Here is a 19,984-nt window from a genome sequence, read left to right as displayed (position 1 = left end):
CGGTTCCCGCCGGCCGGCGCGCCCGGACCGGTCACGCGCGCGGCGCGTGACCGGGCAGACTGTGGACCATGTTGCGCGTGGGCCTCTCGGGGGGCATCGGGTCGGGCAAGTCGACGGTCGCGGGCAGGCTGGCCGAGCACGGCGCGGTGGTGGTCGACGCCGACCGCGTCGCGCGCGAGGTGGTCGAGCCGGGCACGCCGGGGCTGGCCGAGGTCGTCGAGGCGTTCGGGACCGGGGTGGTCGACGCGTCCGGCGCGCTCGACCGGGCCGCGCTGGCCGCGAAGGTGTTCAGCGACGACGCGGCCCGCGCCACGCTGAACGGCATCACCCACCCGAGGATCGCCGCTCGCACGGCCGAGCTGATCGCCGCCGCGCCGCCCGAGGCGATCGTGGTGCACGACGTGCCGCTGCTGGTGGAGAACGGCCTCGCGCCCGTGTACCACCTGGTCGTGATCGTGCACGCGGACCGGGAGCAGCGGGTCGAGCGGCTGGTCGGCCGCGGCCTGGCGGAGCGGGACGCCCGCAACCGGATGGCCAAGCAGGCCGACGACGCCGCGCGCCGGGCGGTCGCCGACGTGTGGCTGGACAACTCCGGCACGCCCGACCTGGTGCTCGCGGAGGTCGACCGGCTGTGGGCGGACCGGCTGGTGCCCTACGAGGCGAACGTCCGGCTCCGGCGCGGCGCGGTCGGCGCGCCGCGGGTCGTGCCGCACGACGACACGTGGCAGGCGCAGGCGGCCCGCGTCGCCGGGCGGATCGCGCTCGTCGCGGGCCACCGGCGGGTCGAGCACATCGGGTCCACGTCGGTGCCCGGCCTGGCGGCGAGGGACGTGCTGGACCTCCAGCTGGGCGTCGCGTCGCCGGCGGAGGCCGACGGGCTCGCCGACGCCCTGGCCGAGGCGGGCTTCCCCGCGTCGGGCGGTGCGGAACCGGACGACCCGGCGGGCGACTGGCAGCGGCGGCACGTGGGCGCGGACCCGCTGCGGCCGGTCGACCTGCGCGTCCGGGTGGAGGGCGGCCCGGCGTGGGAGCGGGCGCTGCGGCTGCGGGACCGGCTGCGCGCCGACGAGGCCGCCCGCCGCGAGTACGAGGCGGTGAAGCTCCGGCACGCGGGCGGCGCGGACGGGTCCGGCTACGCGGAGGCCAAGCGGTCGTGGGTGGCGGCGCGGGTGGACGCCCGCTACGCGGACGGCCAGACGTCGTAGATGCCCCGGTGGGTCAGCCACGCGCCGAGGTCGTGGCGGTGGAGGCTGACCTCCTCCAGGGTGCGGTGCACGGTGCGCAGGGCCTGGTCGGCGTCGTCGGGTCTCAGGACCCCGCCGGCGACGGCCGCCGCGAACTCCTCCGAGCGCACGATGCGCGCGGTCGTCCCGCCGGGCACCGCCAAGCCGAGCAGGAGGTCGGTCGTCCGCCAGGAGCGGCCGTCGCGGTGCACGCGCACGGCGCTGAGCACGCTCGGGCCGCCGCGGGCGTGCCGCGAGCGGGGGCGGTGGTGGGTGAGGCGCAACCCCAGGTCCGGTATCAACCAGGTGACCTCGGAGTCGGAGAACGGGTCCTCGGGGGTCGGGCACTCCAGCCGCAGGCCCCAGTGCTCGACGCGGCAGGTCGTCAGGTGCCGGGACATGCCCGAGGAGTAGCTCCGAACTGCGCTGACGGTGTCGACCACGTCGACGAGCTGAGGTGTGATGACCGCTCCCACGCGATCCGAGCGTAGCCGTAAGTATGCGGCCCGTAACACTGCGGGTCGATTTGTTACATCACGGTCTGTGCCGGAGAGGGTCTCGGTCAGGTGACAAACCCGGAGGGCGGTTGCCGGCGGCGCTCACCGTCCGCATCACCGCCGCCGCCAGGTGGTGACCGTGCCCTGGGAGGCCAGCCAGCGCACCGCGTCGTGCCCGTTCGCCGCGATGCCCGCCACCGCGCGGTAGGTGGTCTCCAGCGCCCACTGCGCCCGGTGCGGCTGGATGAGGCCCCGTTCCAGGGCGGTCAGCAGCTCGTCGGTGTCGACCACCGTGACGCTGCGGCCGGTGCGCACGATCAGGTCCAGGTAGAGGTCGACGGTCTTCCACACCGACCCGCTGGAGGTGATCTCCACGACGTCCACGTAGTGGTCGTAGTCGCGCTCCTGGCCGGGGTGCCAGGACTGGCGGGTGACGCGGAGGCCGTGGGCGGGCAGCAGCCACGACTCGAAGTGCGACAGCCGCGGGTGGCCGGGCACCGGGCGGAACATGTAGAGCCCGTGCCGGGTCAACCGGTACTCCTCGACGCCGCGCAGGTGGCCCTTGGGGTCCGTGTTGCTCTTGGCGTCCAGGTCGAAGTACTCGACCTTCGGCGGGTGGATGTGCATCTTCGAGGTCCCTGCCGTGCTCAGCGTCACGATCGGCACCTTATGCACCGCCGGCCGTCGAACACCCGTTTCTGTCACCCGAAAGTATGATGATCGCTTAGTCTTCCCCCATGTTCGGGATCATCCGGCCGTGCCGCCACCGACTGGGCGCGGACCTGCGCGAATCGTGGCTGGCGCACCTGTGCGGGCTGTGCCTGGCGCTGCGCGACGACCACGGCCACCTGGCGCGCGTGGTCACCAACTACGACGGGCTGGTCGTGTCCGCCCTCGTCGAGGCCCAGACGGTCCGTTCGCGGCGCTCGGCGGGCCCGTGCGCGCTGCGCGGCATGAGGTCGGCCGACGTGGCCGTGGGCGCGGGCGCGCGGCTGGCCGCGACGGTGTCGCTGGTGCTGGCGTCGGCGAAGGTCGGCGACCACGTGGCGGACCGGGACGGCGCCTTCGCGCGGGTGCCCGTCCGGGGCCTGGGCAGGCGGGTGGCGCGGCGGTGGGCCGCGCAGGCCGCGACCACCGGGTCCGACCTGGGCTTCGACACCGGCGTGCTGGTCGCGGCGGTGGAGCGGCAGGCGGAGGTGGAGGCGGCGGCCGGGCCGGGCGGCTCGGTGCTGCTGGTGACCGAGCCGACCGAGACCGCCGCCGGCGAGGCGGTGGCGCGGACCGCCCTGCTGGCCGGGCGACCGGGCAACGCCGACGCGTTGCGCGAGGTCGGGCGGCTGTTCGGGCGCCTGGCGCACCTGGTCGACGCCGTGGAGGACCTGGCGGAGGACCGCGCGGCGGGCGCGTGGAACCCGCTGGAGGCCACCGGCACGTCGTTGGCGGAGGCGCGGCGGCTGTGCGAGGACGCCGCGATGGGCATCGAACTGGCCCTGAAGGACGTGGAGTTCACCGACGGGCGGCTGGTGCACGCGCTGCTCGTGCACGAGGTGCGCGAGTCGATCCGGCGGGCGTTCGGCGGCCCGCACACGCACGGCCCGCACACGCACGGCCCGCACGGGCACGGCCCGCACGGGCACGGCCCGCACGGGCACGGCCCGCAGGGGACGCCGCCGCCGGGTTGGCATCCCGCGCCCGCCGCGTACCCGCCGCACCAGGCCCCGCACGGCGGTGACCGGCACGGCAGCGTGCCACCACCCGGCCCGGTGCCGCCGCACGCCGCCGCGGGCCACGGCGGTGACGACGGCGGTGACGACGGCGGCGGACCGCCGCCGCGCCCGACCGAGTGGGACCGGCGTGGCGAGCCGCCCGGCCCCGGCGGCGGCCTGTGGTGCTGGCCGGCGCTGGTCCACCCGCCCCGCCCGCGGGGCGCGCTGCTCGGCTGCCTGGCCGTGCTCTACCAGTGCGGCACGTGCCAGTACTGCTGCCGCGACCCGTTCCCCGGCCCGTGGAGCGGCAAGTGGCGGCACAACCCCTGCGACTGCGGTTCGGGCTGCGACTGCGGCGGCGGCAGCGGCCGGGGCGGCGGCGACGGCGGCTGCTGCGACTGCTGCGGGTGCGACTGCTGACGACCGCCGCGCGCCCGGTCGCCGACGGTCGCCCCGGGGCCGGTCGCCGCCGGGCGCGACAAGCCGAGCACCGCTCCGACCTGGGCCGATCGGACTTTGTCGTACCCCAGGCGTACCGTCGTGTCCGTGGCTTTCCCAACCGAGATCCCGGTCAAGGCGCACTCGGCGCACCGTCCCGTCGGCGACATCCCCCGCACCGACGGGAAGTTCCGCGTGGTCAGCGACTACCAGCCGGCCGGTGACCAGCCCGCCGCGATCGCGGAGCTGGAACGGCGCATCACGGAGGGCGAGAAGGACGTCGTGCTGCTCGGCGCGACGGGCACCGGCAAGTCGGCCACCACGGCGTGGCTCGTGGAGAAGTTGCAGCGGCCCACGCTGGTGATGGCGCCGAACAAGACGCTGGCCGCGCAGCTGGCCAACGAGCTGCGGGAGTTCTTCCCCGAGAACGCGGTGGAGTACTTCGTCAGCTACTACGACTACTACCAGCCCGAGGCGTACATCCCGCAGACGGACACCTACATCGAGAAGGACTCCTCGATCAACGAGGACGTGGAGCGGCTGCGCCACTCGGCCACCATGAGCCTGCTCACCAGGCGGGACGTGATCGTGGTCGCCTCGGTGTCGTGCATCTACGGCCTGGGCACGCCCCAGTCCTACCTCGACCGCTCGATCCAGCTCGCGGTGGGCGGCGAGATCGACCGCGACCTGCTGCTGCGTGCCCTGGTCGACATCCAGTACGCGCGCAACGACGTGGCGTTCAACCGGGGCACGTTCCGGGTGCGCGGCGACACGGTGGAGATCATCCCGGCGTACGAGGAGCTGGCGCTGCGCGTCGAGTTCTTCGGCGACGAGATCGACAAGCTGTACTACCTGCACCCGCTCACCGGCGACGTGGTCAAGGAGGTCGACGAGCTGCGCATCTTCCCGGCGACGCACTACGTGGCCGGCCCGGAGCGCATGGAGAAGGCGATCGCCAACATCGAGGCCGAGCTGGCCGAGCAGCTGGGCAGGCTGGAGCGGCAGGGCAAGCTGCTGGAGGCGCAGCGGCTGCGGATGCGCACCTCGTACGACATCGAGATGATGCGCCAGGTCGGCTTCTGCTCGGGCATCGAGAACTACTCGCGCCACATCGACGACCGCGGCCCCGGCACCGCGCCCGCGACGCTGATCGACTACTTCCCGGACGACTTCCTGCTGGTCATCGACGAGTCCCACGTGACGGTGCCGCAGATCGGCGGCATGTACGAGGGCGACGCGTCCCGCAAGCGCAACCTCGTCGAGCACGGCTTCCGGCTGCCCAGCGCGCTGGACAACCGGCCGCTGACCTGGGAGGAGTTCGCCGACCGCATCGGGCAGACGGTGTACCTGTCGGCGACGCCCGGCCCGTACGAGATGGGCCAGGCGGGCGGCGAGTTCGTCGAGCAGGTCATCCGCCCGACGGGCCTGGTCGACCCGGAGGTGGTCGTCAAGCCGACGGAGGGCCAGATCGACGACCTGGTCCACGAGATCCGCGTGCGGGCCGAGCGCGACGAGCGCGTCCTGGTCACCACCCTGACCAAGAAGATGGCCGAGGACCTCACCGACTACCTGCTGGAGCTGGGCATCCGGGTCCGCTACCTGCACTCCGAGGTCGACACGCTGCGCCGCGTCGAGCTGCTCCGGCAGCTGCGGCTGGGCGAGTACGACGTCCTGATCGGGATCAACCTGCTGCGCGAGGGCCTGGACCTGCCCGAGGTCTCGCTGGTGTCGATCCTGGACGCCGACAAGGAGGGCTTCCTCCGGTCGGGCACGAGCCTGATCCAGACCATCGGCCGCGCGGCCCGCAACGTGTCCGGCCAGGTCCACATGTACGCCGACCGCGTCACCGACTCGATGCGGCACGCGATCGAGGAGACCAACCGGCGGCGGGCCAAGCAGATCGCGTACAACGAGGAGCGCGGCCTCGACCCGCAGCCGCTGCGGAAGAAGATCACCGACATCCTGGAGCAGGTGTACGCGGAGGCGGAGGACGTCATCGAGCCGGGCGGCTCGGGGCGCAACGCGTCGCGCGGCAAGAAGCCGGCCGGCGACCCCGGCGCGAGCGGTCGCAGCTCGGGCGTCCTGGCCGACCGCGACACCAGCGGCATGGCGCGGTCCGAGCTGGCCGACCTGGTGCAGCAGCTGACCGACCAGATGATGAACGCGGCCCGCGAGCTGCAGTTCGAGCTGGCGGCGCGGCTGCGCGACGAGATCCAGGACCTGAAGAAGGAGCTGCGGGGCATGGACGCGGCCGGCGTGAAGTAGGGCCGACGCCCCCCACCGGTTCCGCTCCCACCACAGCTCCCACCGGCCCTGGCGCGACCGAGCACCGGGGCCGGTGGGAGCCCTTCAGCGCGGGCCGTTGCCGCGGGGGACAGCTCTTGCCGAAGGCCGGCGGGACCACCGCGGTACGCGGTCTCCGCGGACGGGGGAGAGGCGGCTGGTGCGGCGACGCCGAGTGGCGGGAGCGCTTCCCCGACGACGTCACGATCAGCGCCTACGTCGGCCGCTACGGCTGGAACCGGGTGCGGCCAGCCGGCGGAGGACGTGCGCGAACTGCTCGACCGGTCCTACGACGCGGTGGTCGCCAAGCTGCCGAAGTCGAAGCGGCCGGCACCCGTGCACCGTGGAGGGATGCAAGCCGGGCAGGGGGCCGATGCGGGCCGGCCCCCACCGCCGCGCCGGGCGGACCTTGACGATCCGGCGTTCGCGGCGGGTGGGCAGGCGACGCGGACCGCGGTGCGGGCGGCCGGACCGGTCGACCAGACCCGGCTCGCCCGGCTCGCGGCAACGCCGGCCCCGGTGGACGGCGGTGGTCGGCGAGACCTGGAACCGGGCCGCCCGCTCAGCTCGTGATGTCCTTGCGCGCGAACTTCCGGGCCGCCAGCAGCGTGAAGAACGCGCCGTAGGCCAGCGCCGAGAACGCGCCCTTCGCCAATTGCGACCAGTCCACCTCGGTCGACAGCAGGTCCGCCCACGCCAGCGCGTAGTGCGTCGGCAGGTAGTCCCGCAGTCCCTCCAACGCCGTGATCTGGTCCAGGATCTGCGACAGGATCGACGCCAGCACCGCGCCGCCGACCGCGCCCAGCGGCGCGTCCGTCGACACCGACAGGAACAGCGCCAACCCCGCCACCCAGAACAGGTGGACGCAGAGGTAGCAGACCGCCAGCGCCACCCCGGACACGCCCGCGCCGAACGACGTCGCCTCGCCCGTCGGGCTGACCGCCTCGCCCGCCCCGTACCAGGCGACGCCGACCGCCAGCGCCACGGCGGGCAGCAGGACCAGCGCGGCCACCGACAGCAGCCCGGACGCCAGCGCCTTGCGGCGCAGCAGCCGGTGCCGCGGCACGGGCGCCGCCAGCAGGTACTTCAGGCTCGACCAGGACGCCTCGGACGCGATCGTGTCGCCGAAGAACAGCGCCACGATCATCGGCAGCAGGAAGCTGCCGCTCACGAACAGCGTGAGCACCACGAAGTTCACGCCACTGGCCGTCGCGAGGTCCACGAACCCGCCCGAGCGCCGGTTCGGCGACGCCTGCCCCAGCTCGAACGCCACCACCAGGATGAACGGCAGCAGCACCAGGAAGCCCAGCACCAGCTGCGTCCGCCTGCGGCGCAGCTGGCGCGCCAGCTCCACCCGGATCGGCAGCGTCCGCCCCGCCCGGTAGCCGACCCTCGACCCGTCCGGCGCGACACCGGGGTGCTCGTGCTCGGCCGCGTCGGCCAGGTCGGCGATCGCCGTCGGGTCGGTGTGCACGCCGTGCTCGTCCGCCATCACTCGCCCACCAGTTCCAGGAACGCGTCCTCCAGCTTGCGGCGCGGGCCGGCCTGGTCGACCGCCACCCCCGCCCGCACCAACGCCCGCAGGGCCGTCGCGCGCGGGGTGCCGTTGAGGCCGGCGTGCACGTGCTCGCCGTCCACCGACACGCCCCGCACGCCCTCCAGGCCGCGCAGCACCTCGGCCGCCTCCTCGGGCCGGTCGACCCGGAAGCTGGCCTCGCCGCCGCCCGTCGCGATCTCCTCGACCGGACCGGCCGCGACCAGGGTGCCCTTGTGCATCACCACGACGTGGCTGCACGTCTGCTCGACCTCGGCGAGCAGGTGCGAGGACACCAGCACCGTGCGCCCGGCCGCCGCGTAGCGCCGCAGGACCTCGCGCATCTGGTGGATCTGGGGCGGGTCGAGCCCGTTGGCCGGCTCGTCGAGCACCAGCAGGTCCGGCAGGCCCAGCATCGCCTGCGCGATGGCCAGCCGCTGCCGCATGCCCTGGCTGTAGGTGCGGACGCGGCGGTGCACCGCGTCACCGAGGCCCGCGATCTCCAGCGCCTCGTCGAAGTGCGCCTGCTCGACCGGGCGGCCGGTCGCCGCCCAGTACAGCCGCAGGTTGGCCAGGCCGGACAGGTGGGGCAGGAAACCGGAGCCCTCCACGAACGACCCGACGCGCGACAGCACGGGCGCGCCGGGGCTCACCCGGTGCCCGAACACCCTGATCTCGCCCTCGGAGGGCGTGATCAGGCCCATCAGCATCCGCAGGGTGGTCGTCTTGCCCGCGCCGTTGGGCCCGAGCAGGCCGAGCACCTGGCCGTGCTCGACCCGGAACGACAGGTCCCGCACCGCCGTCAGCCCGCCGGGGTAGGACTTGGTCAGCCCGGAGATCACCAGCGGCACGCCGGTCAGCGCGGGGTCGACGTCGGCGGCCAGCCGCCGCCGGAACCACGCCACCACCGCCGCGATCGCGCACGCGACCAGCACGATCGCGATGCCCCACAGCGCACCGGTCGGCACGTCGCTGGTCGCGTTCACGCCCGGCACGACCGGCGCCGCGAGTTCCGGCGTCGCCAGCGAGACGCGGTAGGCGGCGGGCGTCGTCGCGTTCGCGTACGCCTGGTCCGTGGTGGCGACCACGAGCTGGAGCCGGTGGTCGCTCTCCACCGGCCGCACCGCGCCGGGCAGCGTCACGTGCACGTCGACGGGCGTGCCGTCGGCGGGCAGGCCGGTGACGCGGATCGGCGCGACGGCCGAGCCGGGCAGCGTGCGCACCCCGCTCGCGTCGACGTCGTACAGCTTCGCGAACAGCACCGCGCCCTCGTCCGGCACGGGGCGGCCGGGCACCGCCGCCACCCGCAGCCGCACGGTCGACGCGCCGGTCAGCAGCAGCTGCGAGGTGAGCGGCTCGGAGGTGAACACCGCCGCCTGGCCCGGCAGGTCGACCGCCAGCCGCGACGAGACCGCGCTGGACCGCGACAGCGCCGAGCCGAGGCCGGGCAGGCTGCTCACCGCCGCCGGGTTGCCGCCCGGCGGGTTGACCACCACCTGCTCGCCGCCGGCCAGCGGCACGCCCCGGCGCTCGACCGGGTCCGCGCCCGGCAGGCCGGGGTAGTGCGGCGCGACCACGTCGCGCAGCGACGGCGTGCCGCTGCTGCGGAACGCGCCCACGACGGTGTACTCGAAGCCCGTGCCGGGGTCGGCGCCCTTGCCGTCGAGGTGGAAGGCCATCCAGTCGGCGATGCGCCCGCGCAGCTCGGGGCCGGGCGAGCCGCCGTCGTGGCCGCCCGCGTACCAGACGACCTTGACCTTCGCGCCGTTCGCGGCGATCTGGCGCGCGTTGGCGTCACCCTGGTCCAGGCCGAACAGCGTGTCCTGCTCGCCCTGCACGATCATCGTCGGCTGGGTGATGCGGCCGGTCACCGCCGCGGGCGAGGAGCGCCGCAGCACCTCCAGGGTGCGCGGGTCGGCCCGCCCCGTGGTCGCCACGTCGGTGTACGCCGCGCAGACGTCGGCCTGGAACCGGCCGCACGCGCCGTCGGCGGCGCCGGGGCGCGGTGCCGTCGGGCCGGGCTGCGCCGGGGGCACGGCCGCGGTGTCGCTCGGGGCCTGCCCGCGGCCGTCCTGGCCCGGCTCCTGCGCCTCCTGGCCGGGGCCCGCCACGTCGCCGCCGGACAGCCCGGCGGAGAACAGGAGGCCCGCCCAAGACCGCTTGAACACGCCGTCGTCGCCGAACGCGCCGGGCGCGACCGACGTCGCGTCCACCCGGTCGGCGCGGCCGGCGTTCGGCAGCAGCGCCTGGCCCAGGTCGTTGAACGTCATCACCGGGACGATCGTGTCGACCCGCCGGTCCACGCCGGCCAGCGACAGCGCCAGCGCGCCGCCGTACGACGCGCCGGTGACGCCGACCCTCGGGTCGCCCGCCGCGTCGGTGCGCACCTCCTCGCGGGTCGCGAGCCAGTCCAGCAGCTTCTGCGCGTCGCGGACCTCGTGGTCGAGGGAGTTCAGCGCGATCCGGCCGGTGCTGCGGCCGAAGCCGCGGGCGGAGTAGGTCAGCACGACGAACCCGCGCCGCGCCAGCTCGGTCGCCTGGGCGGCCACGCCCTCCTTGCTGCCGCCGAAGCCGTGCGGCAGCAGGATGGCCGGCGCGGGTGTGCGTTCGGGCAGGTGGAGGGTGGTGTCGAGCTGGATCGCCCGGTCGCTGCCGGGGCTCTCCGGCACGTCGATCACCGCGTCGCGGGTGCTCACCGGGGGCGGGTCGTCGCCCTGCCGCGTCCAGACCACGACGGCGCCCAGCAGGGCGACCAGCACGACCAGCGCGGGGAGCGACCACCTGCCGCCGAGGCGGGAGGAGGGGGCCACCCCGTCGACCTTAGGGTGAGACGTGTCAAGGGGCCGTGTTCACTGAGAACGCGGTGTGGGCGGAGGTGCTCTTTCTCAGGAAAGACGCGCCCGGCCGGGTGGGTCTGATCACCCCGGCTGGCGCGAACCCGCAATCATGCGTGAGACTGGGGTGAGCGTGGAGGGGAGTACTCCCTAAGCGGCGGTGTCGTCAGCACGGAGCCCAGCGTGGGGGTCCCGGTGCCGCCGGTCGGTGAGCCAACCGATGGAGGAGACCTCCGGTCATTGGCGTGCGCGCGATGTACCGGAGGTATTCGATGGCTGTTCCCGCGTGGTTGTGGATCGCGACGATCGCAGGTCTGCTCGTCCTGCTTGCGATCGACCTGTTCATCGTCGACCGCAAACCGCACGAGGTCACCATCGGCGAAGCCGGCAGGTGGGTCACCTTCTACGTGGCGGTCGCGATCGCGTTCGGCCTGGGCATCTGGTACTTCGCCAACGGCACGTACGCGGGCGAGTTCTTCGCCGGGTACATCACGGAGTACTCGCTCAGCGTCGACAACCTCTTCATCTTCCTGATCATCATGACCACCTTCAAGGTGCCTGCCATCCACCAGCACAAGGTGCTGCTGGTCGGCATCCTGATGGCGCTGGTCATGCGCGGCATCTTCATCGCCGTCGGCGCGGCGGTCATCGCGCAGTTCAGCTGGGTCTTCTACCTCTTCGGCGCGTTCCTCATCTACACCGGCTACAAGCTCGCGCGCACCGACCACGACGAGGAGGAAGAGGACTACAAGGAGAACGCGGCGCTGCGGTTCGTGCGCAAGGTGTTCCCGGTGGCCGACCGCTACCACGGCTCGAAGTCGTTCGTGAAGGTCGACGGCAAGCGGTTCGTCACGCCGATGTTCATCGTCATGGTCGCCATCGGCACCACCGACCTGCTGTTCGCGCTCGACTCGATCCCCGCGATCTTCGGCCTGACCAAGGAGCCGTTCCTGGTCTTCACCGCCAACGCGTTCGCCCTGATGGGCCTGCGGCAGCTGTACTTCCTGCTCGGCGGCCTGCTCAGCAAGCTGGTCTACCTGTCGATCGGCCTGTCGGTGATCCTGGGCTTCATCGGCGTGAAGCTGATCCTGGAGGCGCTGCACCAGAACTCGCTGCCGTTCCTCAACGGCGGCGAGCCGCTGCCGGTGCCGGTGATCGGGATCGAGCTGTCGCTGTCGGTCATCGTGGGCGTCCTCGCGATCACCACGGTCGCGTCGCTGATCAAGGTCCGGCGCGACCCGGAGGCGGCCAAGCCCGTCGCCAAATGACACGGGTTCGCCCCGGTGGCGTGGCGCGCTGCGACACCGGGGCGACGCAACTGTGAGCGTGAAAAATCTCGTGAGCCTTGCTAAAGACTTCTGGGGTACCGTGCTCCCTCGTGCGCCCCGATGACTTGCAGTCGCTGATCCTGCCCGGTTCCGTGTCGGTGCGTGGTGAGCTGGTCCTGGTGAACGCCGCCACGCCGGACGTCGCCGCGAACGCCTACCGGGGCGGCCTGTACGCCGTGCCCCTCGACGGCGGTGGCGCGCGGCGCTGGACGTGGGCCGAGCGCGACCTCGCGCCCCGGATCTCGCCGGACGGCCGGTGGGTCGCGTTCCTCCGCGCCGGCGCGCCTGGCGAGGCGCCCCAGCTGCACGTCATGCCGACGGCGGGCGGCGACGCGCGCCGCCTCACCGACCTCCCGCTGGGCGTCGGCACGCCGGTGTGGTCGCCGGACTCCCGGCGCGTCGCGTTCACCGCCCGCGTGCCCGAGCCCGGCCGCTACGGCACCGCCGCGGCCGAGGGCGAGGACCCGCCGACGCCCGACGCCGAGGCGCCCCGGCACATCCAGCGGCTGGACTACCGGCTCGACGACCTCGGCTTCACCGCCGACCGGCACGCCCGGCTGTTCACCGTCGACCTCGACGGCGACGCCGGCCCGGTCCAGCTCACCGACGGCGCGTGCGACGTGGTCGAGCCGGAGTGGACGGCCGACGGCACCGCGCTGGTGTTCGTCGCCGACCGCGACCTCGGCGTGGTCGAGACGCTGCACCAGGACATCTACTCGGTGCCCGCCGCCGGCGGCGAGCCCGAGCTGCTGGTGCGCACGCGGGGGCTGGCGGCGTACCCGGTGGCGCTGCCCGACGGCGGCGTCGTGTTCTACGGCACCGAGTCCGACGGCGTGCACAGCATCGCGCGCAACATGAGCCTGTGGCGGCACTCCGGCGGCACGCTCGTCCGCCTCACCGACGTGGAGGGCGTCGACTGCGAGAAGGCCGCGGGCCCGCCGGTCGTCGTCGGTGACGACGTGCTCGTCGCGGTGCGCCACCGGGGCGCGGTCGAGCTGCGCCGCGTGCCCCTGGACGGGGTCGAGCTGCCGCTGTCGGCGCTGGAGGTGCTGGCCGGCGAGCAGGCCGAGGTGCGGGCGTTCGCGGCGGACGGCGACACCGTCGTCGCGGTCGTCTCGCGCGCCGACAACCCCGGCGAGGTCGTGCGCGTCGGCGGCGGCGTGCTGACGTCGTTCGGGTCCGCCGTGCCGGCGCGGCCCCTGGTCGAGCTGACCGGCTCGGCGTCGGACGGCTACCCCGTGCACGGCTGGCTCGTGCTGCCCGAGGGCGAGGGCCCGCACCCGGTCCTGCTGGTGGTCCACGGCGGGCCGTTCATGTACCACGGGTGGGGCTTCTTCGACGAGGCCCAGGTGTACGCGGGCGCCGGGTACGCCGTGGTGCTGCCCAACCCGCGCGGCTCCGCCGGCTACGGGCAGGCGCACGGGCAGGCCGTGATCGGCGGGTTCGGCACCGTCGACGTGGACGACGTGCTGTCCGTGCTCGACGTGGCGCTGGAGCGGCCCGACCTCGACGCCGACCGCGTCGGCGTGATGGGCGGCTCCTACGGCGGGTTCATGACGTCGTGGCTGGCCGCGCACCACGGCGAGCGGTTCCGGGCGGCGTGGAGCGAGCGCGCGGTCAACGCGTGGGACTCGTTCTCCGGGTCGTCGGACATCGGCTGGTTCTTCACCGAGGCGTACTGCGGGCCCGACCCGGAGGCGCACAAGGCCATGTCGCCGCTGACCTACGCCGAGAAGGTCTCCATGCCGTTCATGGTCGCGCACTCCGAGCACGACTGGCGGTGCCCGCTGGAGCAGGCGCAGCGGATGTTCGTCGCGCTGCGGCGCAACGGGGTCGAGGCGGAGCTGCTGCTGTTCCCCGGCGAGGGGCACGAGCTGACCCGGTCCGGCAAGCCCCGGCACCGCAAGCAGCGGTTCGACGCCGTGCTGGAGTGGTGGGACCGCCACCTGGCGTGACACCCGGAATGCGGTCGAATCACTGATTGGCCCCCCTCGTTTCGCGGGACACTGGTGACCTGCGAGGGAGGTCTGGCATGACCGCGATCCCACCACCCAGGGCCGACGCCTGGCCCGCGGGGACGTTCCTGGACCTGCTGTCGCCCGCGAGCCAGGCCGCGCTGCTCGGCCTCGGCGTGCCCAGGGCGTACCGGCGCGGCGACGTCATGCTCCGCGAGGCCGAGCGGTCCGACCACGTCGTGCTGCTGGTGCGCGCCGTGGTCAAGGCGACCGTGACCCTGGAGAACGGCCGGGTCGCCCTGCTCGGCATCAAGGTCGGCGGCGACGTCGTCGGCGAGATGGCGGCGCTGAGCGGCGAGCCGCGCTCGGCGACGGTCACGGTGTGCGGCGACGCCCACGTCCGGGTGATCCCGGCGGTGGTGTTCCGCGAGTACCTGAACCGGTTCGCCGACGCGGGGCCCGCCCTGACCAGGGTGATCATGCAGACGCTGCGGTGGGCCGACAAGCGCCGCACCGACTTCAACGGTTACCCCGCGTTCGTCCGTTTGGCACGGGTCCTGGACGAACTCGCCGACGGCTACGGCCGCGCGGTGCCGGGGGGCGTCACGCTCGACCTCGGCCTGACGCAACGCGAGCTCGGCGCGCTCGTGGGCGCCGAGGAGGACACCGCCCGCAAGGAACTCCGGTCGCTGCGTGACCGGGGCGTCATACGAATGGGGTATCGGACGATCACGATCGTGGATCGCCCGGTGTTGAACAGCATCGCGTACGACTGGTCGGAAACCCGGTGATACCGCTGGTTCCGCCGGGACGCCGGGCAGATCCTGTGGTGGTGAAGCCGGATACCGAGACACCATTCGACGGGCTGGTCTACCGGCTCGTGGTCGCCGTGGACGTCGAGGGCTACAGCAAGCTCGACGCGCTGGACCAGTCCCTGGCGCAGTCGAGGCTGGGCGAGGTGCTGGACGTGGCCGCCCGCAACGCCGGGCTGGACCGCGCCCGGTGGTACCGCCAGCTGCGCGGCGACGGGGAACTGGCCGTGCTGCCACCCGACGTCGACACGGCGTCGGTGATCGCTCACTTCACCGAGGAGGTCGGCCGCGCGCTGCGCGAGCAACGCCGCAACGGCACACCGCTGCGCATCCGGCTCGCCATGCACTGCGGCACCCTCACCACGGGCCGGTTCGGCCTCGTCGGCGACGCGCCGATCGTGACGTGCCGGCTGCTCGACTCCAGGGTCGTGCGCAAGGAGCTGGCGCACGGCGACGGCGACCTCGTGCTGGTGATCTCCCGACGCCTGTTCGACGACGTGGTGCGCACGCGGTTCCACGAGCTGGACCCGTCCCGCTTCCGCGCCGCCCGCTTCTCGGCCAAGGGCGCGAGCTACGCGGGCTACCTGTGCGCGGGCGCTCCGCGGGCCGAGTTGGTGGAAACCTAGCGGGCCGCACGGCGGTTGCGGCACGCTCACCGGATGCAGTGGACCGTGCGGCCCGGCCGTCCCGACGACGCGCCCGAGATCGCCAGGATCAACGTCGACGCGTGGCAGCACTCGTACCGGGGGATCGTCGACGACCCGGTGCTCGACCGGATGCTGCCGGAGAGCCGACTGCCCGCGTGGGCACGCGTGCTGCGGCTGCCCGACCCGAGTCGCGTGTTCGTGGCGGTGGACGAGGAGAGCGGGCGGATCGGGGCCTACAGCGCGGTCGACGCGGTGCGCGAGACGAAGGACGCGCACCCCGACCTGCACACCGGCGAACTGGTCGCGATCTACGCCGACCCGCGCTACCAGGGGACCGGGGCCGGGCACGAGGTCCACGAGGCCGGCGTGCGGCACCTCCTGGACCAGGGCTTCCGCTACGCCGTGCTCTGGGTGTTCCAGGACAACACCAGGAGCCGCGACTTCTACGAGGCCCACGGCTGGCGCCACGACGGCCTCGTGCACCGGTACGAGCTGGGCGGGCAGGAACTCCCGGAGGTCCGCTACGGCCGCTTCCTGCCGGCACCGCGAAAACGCGCGACAGCCGCTCGCAGGTGACCCGATCGCGGCAGCACGCCAACCCTGCTCGTGCCGCACCGACCAATGCCCCTGCTCGTGCCGCGCAGACCTAAGCCCACTGCACCGCGCAGCACAGACCTCTGGTCTCGTGTTCTCCCCGTATGGCCTGCCCGCAGGGCAACCACAGTCGGTCAGGGGGCGCAAGCACGCTTCACCGCTTGCGCCCCCTGACCGACTGTGGTGGTCTTTGACAGGCCATGCGGGGAGAACACGACGCCCTTGGCTTTTGTTTTTCCTCCCCGGCGGCCTGCCCAGCGGCGAGCGCTTCTTTAAAGCTTGTGCGGGCGCCTTCCGCGCGGAAGTTCTTCGGTTTGAGCGGGTCAAAGCTTAAAGAAGGGCGCTCGCCGCTGGGCAGGCCACCAAGGATGAGGGCAAAGCTTCTTCGAAGCTTTGCGAGCTTTTCAAGCTTCTTCGAAGCTTGAAAAGCTTGGCTGTGTGTCATCCCCGTACGGCCTGTCAAAGACCACCACAGTCGCCAGAGGGGCGCAAGCGGTGAAGCGTGCTTGCGCCCCTCCGGCGACTGTGGTCGCCCTGCGGGCAGGCCGTACGGGGATGACACGCAGCCGCCCGAGGTGTGCCTGTTGGGGCGGGTGGTGGTGTGAATGGTTCTCGGTCAGCCCAGCAGGGTGTAGTTGAGTTCCTCGCAGATCCTGGACAGAGGTAGGTCGAGTCCCGGGTGTTCCAAGGGGAGCAGGACGTCCGGCGCGGGGGGTAGGCCCGAGCCGGCGGGTGGGTTCCACAGGCAGACGGCCGGGGCTGCCGCGTCCATCGACGAGCGGTACCAGAGGCCGTCGAGTTCCGGGTATGCCGCCCTGATGGCCCTCGCCCACTGTTGGGTCAGGTGCTTGGGGCCGGTGCTGATCTCCTGGGACGCGCCCACCCTGGTCGGCCACAGGCCGGTCAGGTCGAGCAGGCGCAGGGTTCGCCTGGGGCGCAGCACGACCAGGAAGGGGCTCCGCGTGCGGCGGTCCACCACCGAGGTCGCCTGGAAGACCTCGGCGACGCTCGTCCGCACGGACAGGCCGAAGTACAGCACGCCCTGGTCCTGGGCGTGGGTCGGCGCGCCGTCCGGTGACGGTGGTTGGGTGTCGAAGCGCGCGTGGGGCAGCGGGCCGGTGTGGCGGAAGCTGTTCCAGCGTTGCGGGTGCAGGCCCTTGGCCGTGAAGATGCGGACCAGGCGGGTCGCCCGGTGCACGGCCACGACGTCCTCGGCGCGGCGCAGGTTCGCCTGCAGCACGGCAGGGGCGGGCGGCTGGGGTAGCCGTGACATTCGAGTCCTGTCGGGTGGGTGTCAGGCCGGGGTGCCCAGGCGGGCGGCCAGGTCGGCCACGCGGCGCGGGTCGCCGCCCGCCAGCAGCCAGTCGCGCGGCGACACGCGGTCGCCCTCCACCGGCAGGTCCTCCTGCTCGGTGGTCATGAAACCGGCCACGACCAGCGCGGGCTGGTCGGCAGGCACCGCCGCCAGCACCGCTTCCAGGCCCGGCAGGACGCCGCTGCCCGCGAACTGCCACGCGGGCAGGCGCCAGGAGCCCCGGTCCTTCCAGCCGACGAGCCTGCCCACGCCGAGCCGGTGCCGGATGCGGCTGGTGTCCACGCCCAGCCGGCGGGCGGCTTCGGCGACGGTCATCGCCGAGTCGCGGAGCACCGCGTGGGCGACGACGGTCCGCGCGCGGGGCCGGTCGTCCGCGGCGCGGTGGGGGCGCAGGTCGAGGCCGACGTCGGTCAGGGCGGCGCGCTGGTCCGGGGTGAAGTAGCCGGCGGGGTCGGGGTGCGGTGGGGCGAGCCGCTTGGCCGCGTCCGCGACGAGGGACAGGAACTCGCCAGGGGTCACCTGTAGACCTGCCTCGGCCAACACCGCCTCCAGCGCGGGAGTCATGCGCACAGGTTATCCCGAGCGTGCGCTTCTGTGCGCTCGGATAGCCCGGATGTCGCAGTCCGTGCGCCGTTCGGGTGTGGGCCGGGACTCTCCGTGAGGGGGCGGCGGTGCCGGCTCATCCGGGCGCCGGACACCGGTCGCGGGGCGTGCGGGCGGTGGACCGGTGGCGGGTGGTCAGTCGCCGGACCCGGTGATCAGGGCGACCGCGCGGTCCCGGACGGCGTCGTCGACCTCGGACACCCGGAAGTCGCGGTCCAGGATGTGGCGCACCAGGGCGGGCTCCGGTGGCAGGCCGTGCTTGCGCAGGTAGTGCGGCACCGCGCCGGCCCAGACCCAGGTGCCGTCGGTGCGGAAGTTCAGCGGCACGTCCCGGTCGCCGGGCGCGAACTCGTCCACGTCCAGGTCCCGCGCGGCCAGCACGACCGGCGCGGCCTCCAGGTAGGTCAGCAGCGCCTCCCGCAGCCGCGGGTCCACGGCCTGGCGGCGCACCACGGGGCGGCCTTCCTCGTCGCGCCCGTCGTAGACGTGGGCGGTGCGCAGCTCGCCGGGCGGCACGGGTTCCGCGCGCGGTGGCAGGCCGAGCCGGTGGCGCAGCCAGTCCGGGATGCGGTCGTCGGCGCGGGGGAACGCGCGCAGCTCGTCCTGGAAGCCGATCACGGGCGGAGCGTTGCGCCAGCGCGGCTCGTCCTCGGCGTTGAAGTCGACGGTGAACTGGCTGGGCGCCTCGATCTCGTAGACGGCGCTGAGCCAGGTGCCGCGGTCCGCCGCGTACATGCCGGTGCGCAACCGGCCGAACAGCCCGACGACGTCCATCGGCGGGCGGACCGGCCGCCACTGCCCGTCCGGGCCGGCGAACGCGAGGTCGACCTCGATGTGCCGCCCGGCCGCCCGGTACTCGGCCCGGACGCGCTGCCAGCCCTGCGGGAGCACGGGGAGCATGGCGCGCCCGATCTGCCGGACCAGCTGCTGCTGCTCCTGCTCGGACAGCGGTGTGGCCGGCTGGCTCATGCGTCGAACACCCCTTCGGCTCCCCCCGACACGGTGCCGCTGATCTTAACGGCCACACGACCCGGCCGTGGTCGGGTCGAGCGAGCCCGCGGTGCGCGGACGAGCGGGGACGGGGCGGTCGGGCACGGGCCCCGGGTCGCCGGCGGCGCTCCGGGGCGGTGCGCCTCAGGACAGGAAGGACTGCCCGCCGAAGTCGTCGTCCTCCTCCGGCCTGCGCGCGGGCGGGCGGCGGGTGGTCGGCGGCGGGGGAGGCGGCGGCTGGTACTCGTCGTCGATGCCGAAGCGCATCTCCCGGTGCACCGGGGGCGGCGCGTCCTCCTGCGGCGGCGCGGGGAAGTTCTTCCTGGCCTCGTCGAACAGCACGTTCGCCGTCTCGTCCTGCGTGCCGATGGTCTCGGCCATCGCCTGCCGCAGCAGCTCCGGGATGCGGGACTGCGCGCGTTGCAGGGTCCGCATCACCTCGGCCGACACCTCGGCCATGCGCTTGCCCGCCGCGCCCTCGGCGATCTCCAGGTCGCGCAGGATGCCGTTCGAGCCGATGGTGAGCCGGATCAGGCCGTCCTTCGACGCCTCCGTGATGGACAGGTCCTGCACGCGCTCGGCCATCTGCTGGTAGCGGGCGGCCTTCTGCTCGATGTTCGCCTGCCACTGCTCGAGCATCCGCTCGGACCCACCGATGTCCTCGGGCACGGCGCTCCCCCCCCCCCTCGATCGCGCTCGGTACTTCGCTCCAGGATGACGCGGCGGTGGACGGCCCGGTTCCGGCACCCGCCCGGATGCTCCGGGCCGAGGGGCGGAACCGGGCGCGCCGGGCTAGTTCACGCCCAGCAGGTCCACCACGAAGACCAGCGTCTCGCCGGGCTTGATCACGCCGCCCGCGCCGCGGTCGCCGTAGCCGAGGTGCGGCGGGATGACCAGCTTGCGCCGCCCGCCGACCTTCATGCCCTGGACGCCGCGGTCCCAGCCCGCGATGACCCGGCCGCCGCCGAGCGGGAAGCTGAACGCCTCGCCGCGGTCCCAGGAGGCGTCGAACTGCTCGCCGGTCGAGTGGGAGACGCCGACGTAGTGCACGTGCACCTGCCGACCGGACTCGGCCACGGGGCCGTCGCCGACGGTGATGTCCTCGACCAGCAGGTCCGCGGGCGCCGGACCGTCGTGCGGTTCGACCACGGGCTTGGTCATCTTCGCTCCTGTCGTTCACTGGCCCCGACGGCGTCGGGGCGGGCGGGGTCGCCCGGGGCCGCCG

At 73.6% G+C, this 19,984-nt stretch carries 18 protein-coding genes and 1 pseudogene; 8 read left to right on the top strand and 11 right to left on the bottom strand.

Annotated features, from left to right (window positions below; all coding sequences use genetic code 11):
• The first annotated feature begins 68 nt into the window (after positions 1–68).
• On the top strand, positions 69–1,205 hold the full coding sequence (coaE, locus tag C8E97_RS26875) for a dephospho-CoA kinase (RefSeq protein ID WP_121008207.1): 1,137 nt from the start codon (positions 69–71) through the stop codon (positions 1,203–1,205).
• Here coaE and C8E97_RS26870 read toward each other — a convergent pair.
• Positions 1,181–1,699, bottom strand: a complete 519-nt coding sequence (locus C8E97_RS26870; protein WP_121008206.1) for a ribonuclease FAU-1 family protein — start codon at positions 1,697–1,699, stop codon at positions 1,181–1,183. The two genes, coaE and C8E97_RS26870, sit on opposite strands and share 25 nt — an antisense overlap.
• A 135-nt stretch (positions 1,700–1,834) precedes the next feature.
• Entirely contained in the window at positions 1,835–2,347 is a 513-nt protein-coding gene (locus C8E97_RS26865) for a ribonuclease FAU-1 family protein (protein ID WP_121012479.1), read from the bottom strand.
• A 110-nt stretch (positions 2,348–2,457) separates the two neighbouring features.
• Between C8E97_RS26865 and C8E97_RS26860 the strand changes: the two genes are divergently transcribed.
• Both C8E97_RS26860 and uvrB read left to right on the top strand, forming a co-directional pair.
• Positions 2,458–3,846 carry a DUF5685 family protein gene (locus tag C8E97_RS26860; protein ID WP_121008205.1) on the top strand — a complete coding sequence of 463 codons (1,389 nt, stop codon included), beginning with the start codon at positions 2,458–2,460 and terminating at the stop codon, positions 3,844–3,846.
• Positions 3,847–3,972: 126 nt separating this feature from the next.
• On the top strand, positions 3,973–6,129 hold the full coding sequence (gene uvrB, locus C8E97_RS26855; protein ID WP_121012476.1) for an excinuclease ABC subunit UvrB: 2,157 nt from the start codon (positions 3,973–3,975) through the stop codon (positions 6,127–6,129).
• 354 nt (positions 6,130–6,483) lie between these two features.
• Here the strand turns inward: uvrB and C8E97_RS36320 are convergent.
• The 3 genes and pseudogenes from C8E97_RS36320 to C8E97_RS26840 form a co-directional block, all read right to left on the bottom strand.
• Positions 6,484–6,705, bottom strand: a pseudogene (locus C8E97_RS36320) (IS481 family transposase); the annotation flags it as partial.
• A 4-nt stretch (positions 6,706–6,709) separates the two neighbouring features.
• Positions 6,710–7,639, bottom strand: coding sequence for an ABC transporter permease (locus C8E97_RS26845; protein WP_121008204.1), 930 nt, complete (start codon positions 7,637–7,639; stop codon positions 6,710–6,712).
• A complete protein-coding gene (locus tag C8E97_RS26840; RefSeq protein ID WP_121008203.1) occupies positions 7,639–10,491 on the bottom strand; it encodes an alpha/beta fold hydrolase in 2,853 nt (950 codons plus the stop codon). The genes C8E97_RS26845 and C8E97_RS26840 overlap by 1 nt, the downstream gene beginning before the upstream one ends.
• Positions 10,492–10,787: 296 nt before the next feature.
• On the opposite strand from C8E97_RS26840, the gene C8E97_RS26835 reads away from it, so the two are divergent.
• The 5 genes from C8E97_RS26835 to C8E97_RS26815 all read left to right on the top strand — a co-directional run bounded on the left by C8E97_RS26835 (position 10,788) and on the right by C8E97_RS26815 (position 15,833).
• On the top strand, positions 10,788–11,783 hold the full coding sequence (locus tag C8E97_RS26835; protein ID WP_121008202.1) for a TerC family protein: 996 nt from the start codon (positions 10,788–10,790) through the stop codon (positions 11,781–11,783).
• 110 nt (positions 11,784–11,893) lie between these two features.
• A complete protein-coding gene (locus C8E97_RS26830; protein WP_121008201.1) occupies positions 11,894–13,798 on the top strand; it encodes a S9 family peptidase in 1,905 nt (634 codons plus the stop codon).
• A gap of 77 nt (positions 13,799–13,875) precedes the next feature.
• Entirely contained in the window at positions 13,876–14,589 is a 714-nt protein-coding gene (locus C8E97_RS26825) for a Crp/Fnr family transcriptional regulator (protein ID WP_121008200.1), read from the top strand.
• A gap of 41 nt (positions 14,590–14,630) precedes the next feature.
• Entirely contained in the window at positions 14,631–15,236 is a 606-nt protein-coding gene (locus C8E97_RS26820; RefSeq protein ID WP_246019189.1) for a hypothetical protein, read from the top strand.
• Positions 15,237–15,269: 33 nt separating this feature from the next.
• Positions 15,270–15,833, top strand: coding sequence for a GNAT family N-acetyltransferase (locus C8E97_RS26815; RefSeq protein ID WP_121008198.1), 564 nt, complete (start codon positions 15,270–15,272; stop codon positions 15,831–15,833).
• A gap of 172 nt (positions 15,834–16,005) precedes the next feature.
• Here C8E97_RS26815 and C8E97_RS34170 read toward each other — a convergent pair whose 3' ends face one another.
• The 6 genes from C8E97_RS34170 to C8E97_RS26790 all read right to left on the bottom strand — a co-directional run bounded on the left by C8E97_RS34170 (position 16,006) and on the right by C8E97_RS26790 (position 19,920).
• A complete protein-coding gene (locus tag C8E97_RS34170; protein ID WP_147455246.1) occupies positions 16,006–16,296 on the bottom strand; it encodes a hypothetical protein in 291 nt (96 codons plus the stop codon).
• Between the two features lie 171 nt (positions 16,297–16,467).
• Complete coding sequence (locus C8E97_RS26810; RefSeq protein WP_121008197.1) at positions 16,468–17,124, bottom strand: RES family NAD+ phosphorylase; 657 nt, start codon at positions 17,122–17,124, stop codon at positions 16,468–16,470.
• A 21-nt stretch (positions 17,125–17,145) separates the two neighbouring features.
• A complete protein-coding gene (locus C8E97_RS26805; protein WP_121008196.1) occupies positions 17,146–17,730 on the bottom strand; it encodes a DNA-binding protein in 585 nt (194 codons plus the stop codon).
• Between the two features lie 174 nt (positions 17,731–17,904).
• Positions 17,905–18,738, bottom strand: a complete 834-nt coding sequence (locus C8E97_RS26800; RefSeq protein ID WP_121008195.1) for a hypothetical protein — start codon at positions 18,736–18,738, stop codon at positions 17,905–17,907.
• Positions 18,739–18,903: 165 nt separating this feature from the next.
• The gene (locus C8E97_RS26795; protein WP_121008194.1) at positions 18,904–19,428 is read right to left on the bottom strand and encodes a YbaB/EbfC family nucleoid-associated protein; all 525 of its coding nucleotides are present in this window, start codon (positions 19,426–19,428) and stop codon (positions 18,904–18,906) included.
• Positions 19,429–19,551: 123 nt separating this feature from the next.
• Complete coding sequence (locus C8E97_RS26790) at positions 19,552–19,920, bottom strand: FKBP-type peptidyl-prolyl cis-trans isomerase (protein WP_121008193.1); 369 nt, start codon at positions 19,918–19,920, stop codon at positions 19,552–19,554.
• Positions 19,921–19,984 lie beyond the last annotated feature (64 nt).

It is taken from the genome of Saccharothrix australiensis, from assembly GCF_003634935.1.
GTDB lineage: Bacteria > Actinomycetota > Actinomycetes > Mycobacteriales > Pseudonocardiaceae > Actinosynnema > Actinosynnema australiense.
The sequence above is the reverse complement of the archived record's forward strand: the minus strand, read 5'-3'. Positions and strand labels throughout refer to the sequence as shown.

Excerpts from the sequence above, each read along its gene's own strand:
- coaE (WP_121008207.1), top strand. The coding sequence starts at position 69 with ATGTTGCGCGTGGGCCTCTCGGGGGGCATCGGGTCGGGCAAGTCGACG.
- C8E97_RS26865 (WP_121012479.1), bottom strand. The coding sequence starts at position 2,347 with ATGCACATCCACCCGCCGAAGGTCGAGTACTTCGACCTGGACGCCAAG.
- C8E97_RS26860 (WP_121008205.1), top strand. The coding sequence starts at position 2,458 with ATGTTCGGGATCATCCGGCCGTGCCGCCACCGACTGGGCGCGGACCTG.
- C8E97_RS26845 (WP_121008204.1), bottom strand. The coding sequence starts at position 7,639 with ATGGCGGACGAGCACGGCGTGCACACCGACCCGACGGCGATCGCCGAC.
- C8E97_RS26835 (WP_121008202.1), top strand. The coding sequence starts at position 10,788 with ATGGCTGTTCCCGCGTGGTTGTGGATCGCGACGATCGCAGGTCTGCTC.
- C8E97_RS26825 (WP_121008200.1), top strand. The coding sequence starts at position 13,876 with ATGACCGCGATCCCACCACCCAGGGCCGACGCCTGGCCCGCGGGGACG.
- C8E97_RS26815 (WP_121008198.1), top strand. The coding sequence starts at position 15,270 with ATGCAGTGGACCGTGCGGCCCGGCCGTCCCGACGACGCGCCCGAGATC.
- C8E97_RS34170 (WP_147455246.1), bottom strand. The coding sequence starts at position 16,296 with ATGACACACAGCCAAGCTTTTCAAGCTTCGAAGAAGCTTGAAAAGCTC.
- C8E97_RS26810 (WP_121008197.1), bottom strand. The coding sequence starts at position 17,124 with ATGTCACGGCTACCCCAGCCGCCCGCCCCTGCCGTGCTGCAGGCGAAC.
- C8E97_RS26805 (WP_121008196.1), bottom strand. The coding sequence starts at position 17,730 with ATGACTCCCGCGCTGGAGGCGGTGTTGGCCGAGGCAGGTCTACAGGTG.
- C8E97_RS26800 (WP_121008195.1), bottom strand. The coding sequence starts at position 18,738 with ATGAGCCAGCCGGCCACACCGCTGTCCGAGCAGGAGCAGCAGCAGCTG.
- C8E97_RS26790 (WP_121008193.1), bottom strand. The coding sequence starts at position 19,920 with ATGACCAAGCCCGTGGTCGAACCGCACGACGGTCCGGCGCCCGCGGAC.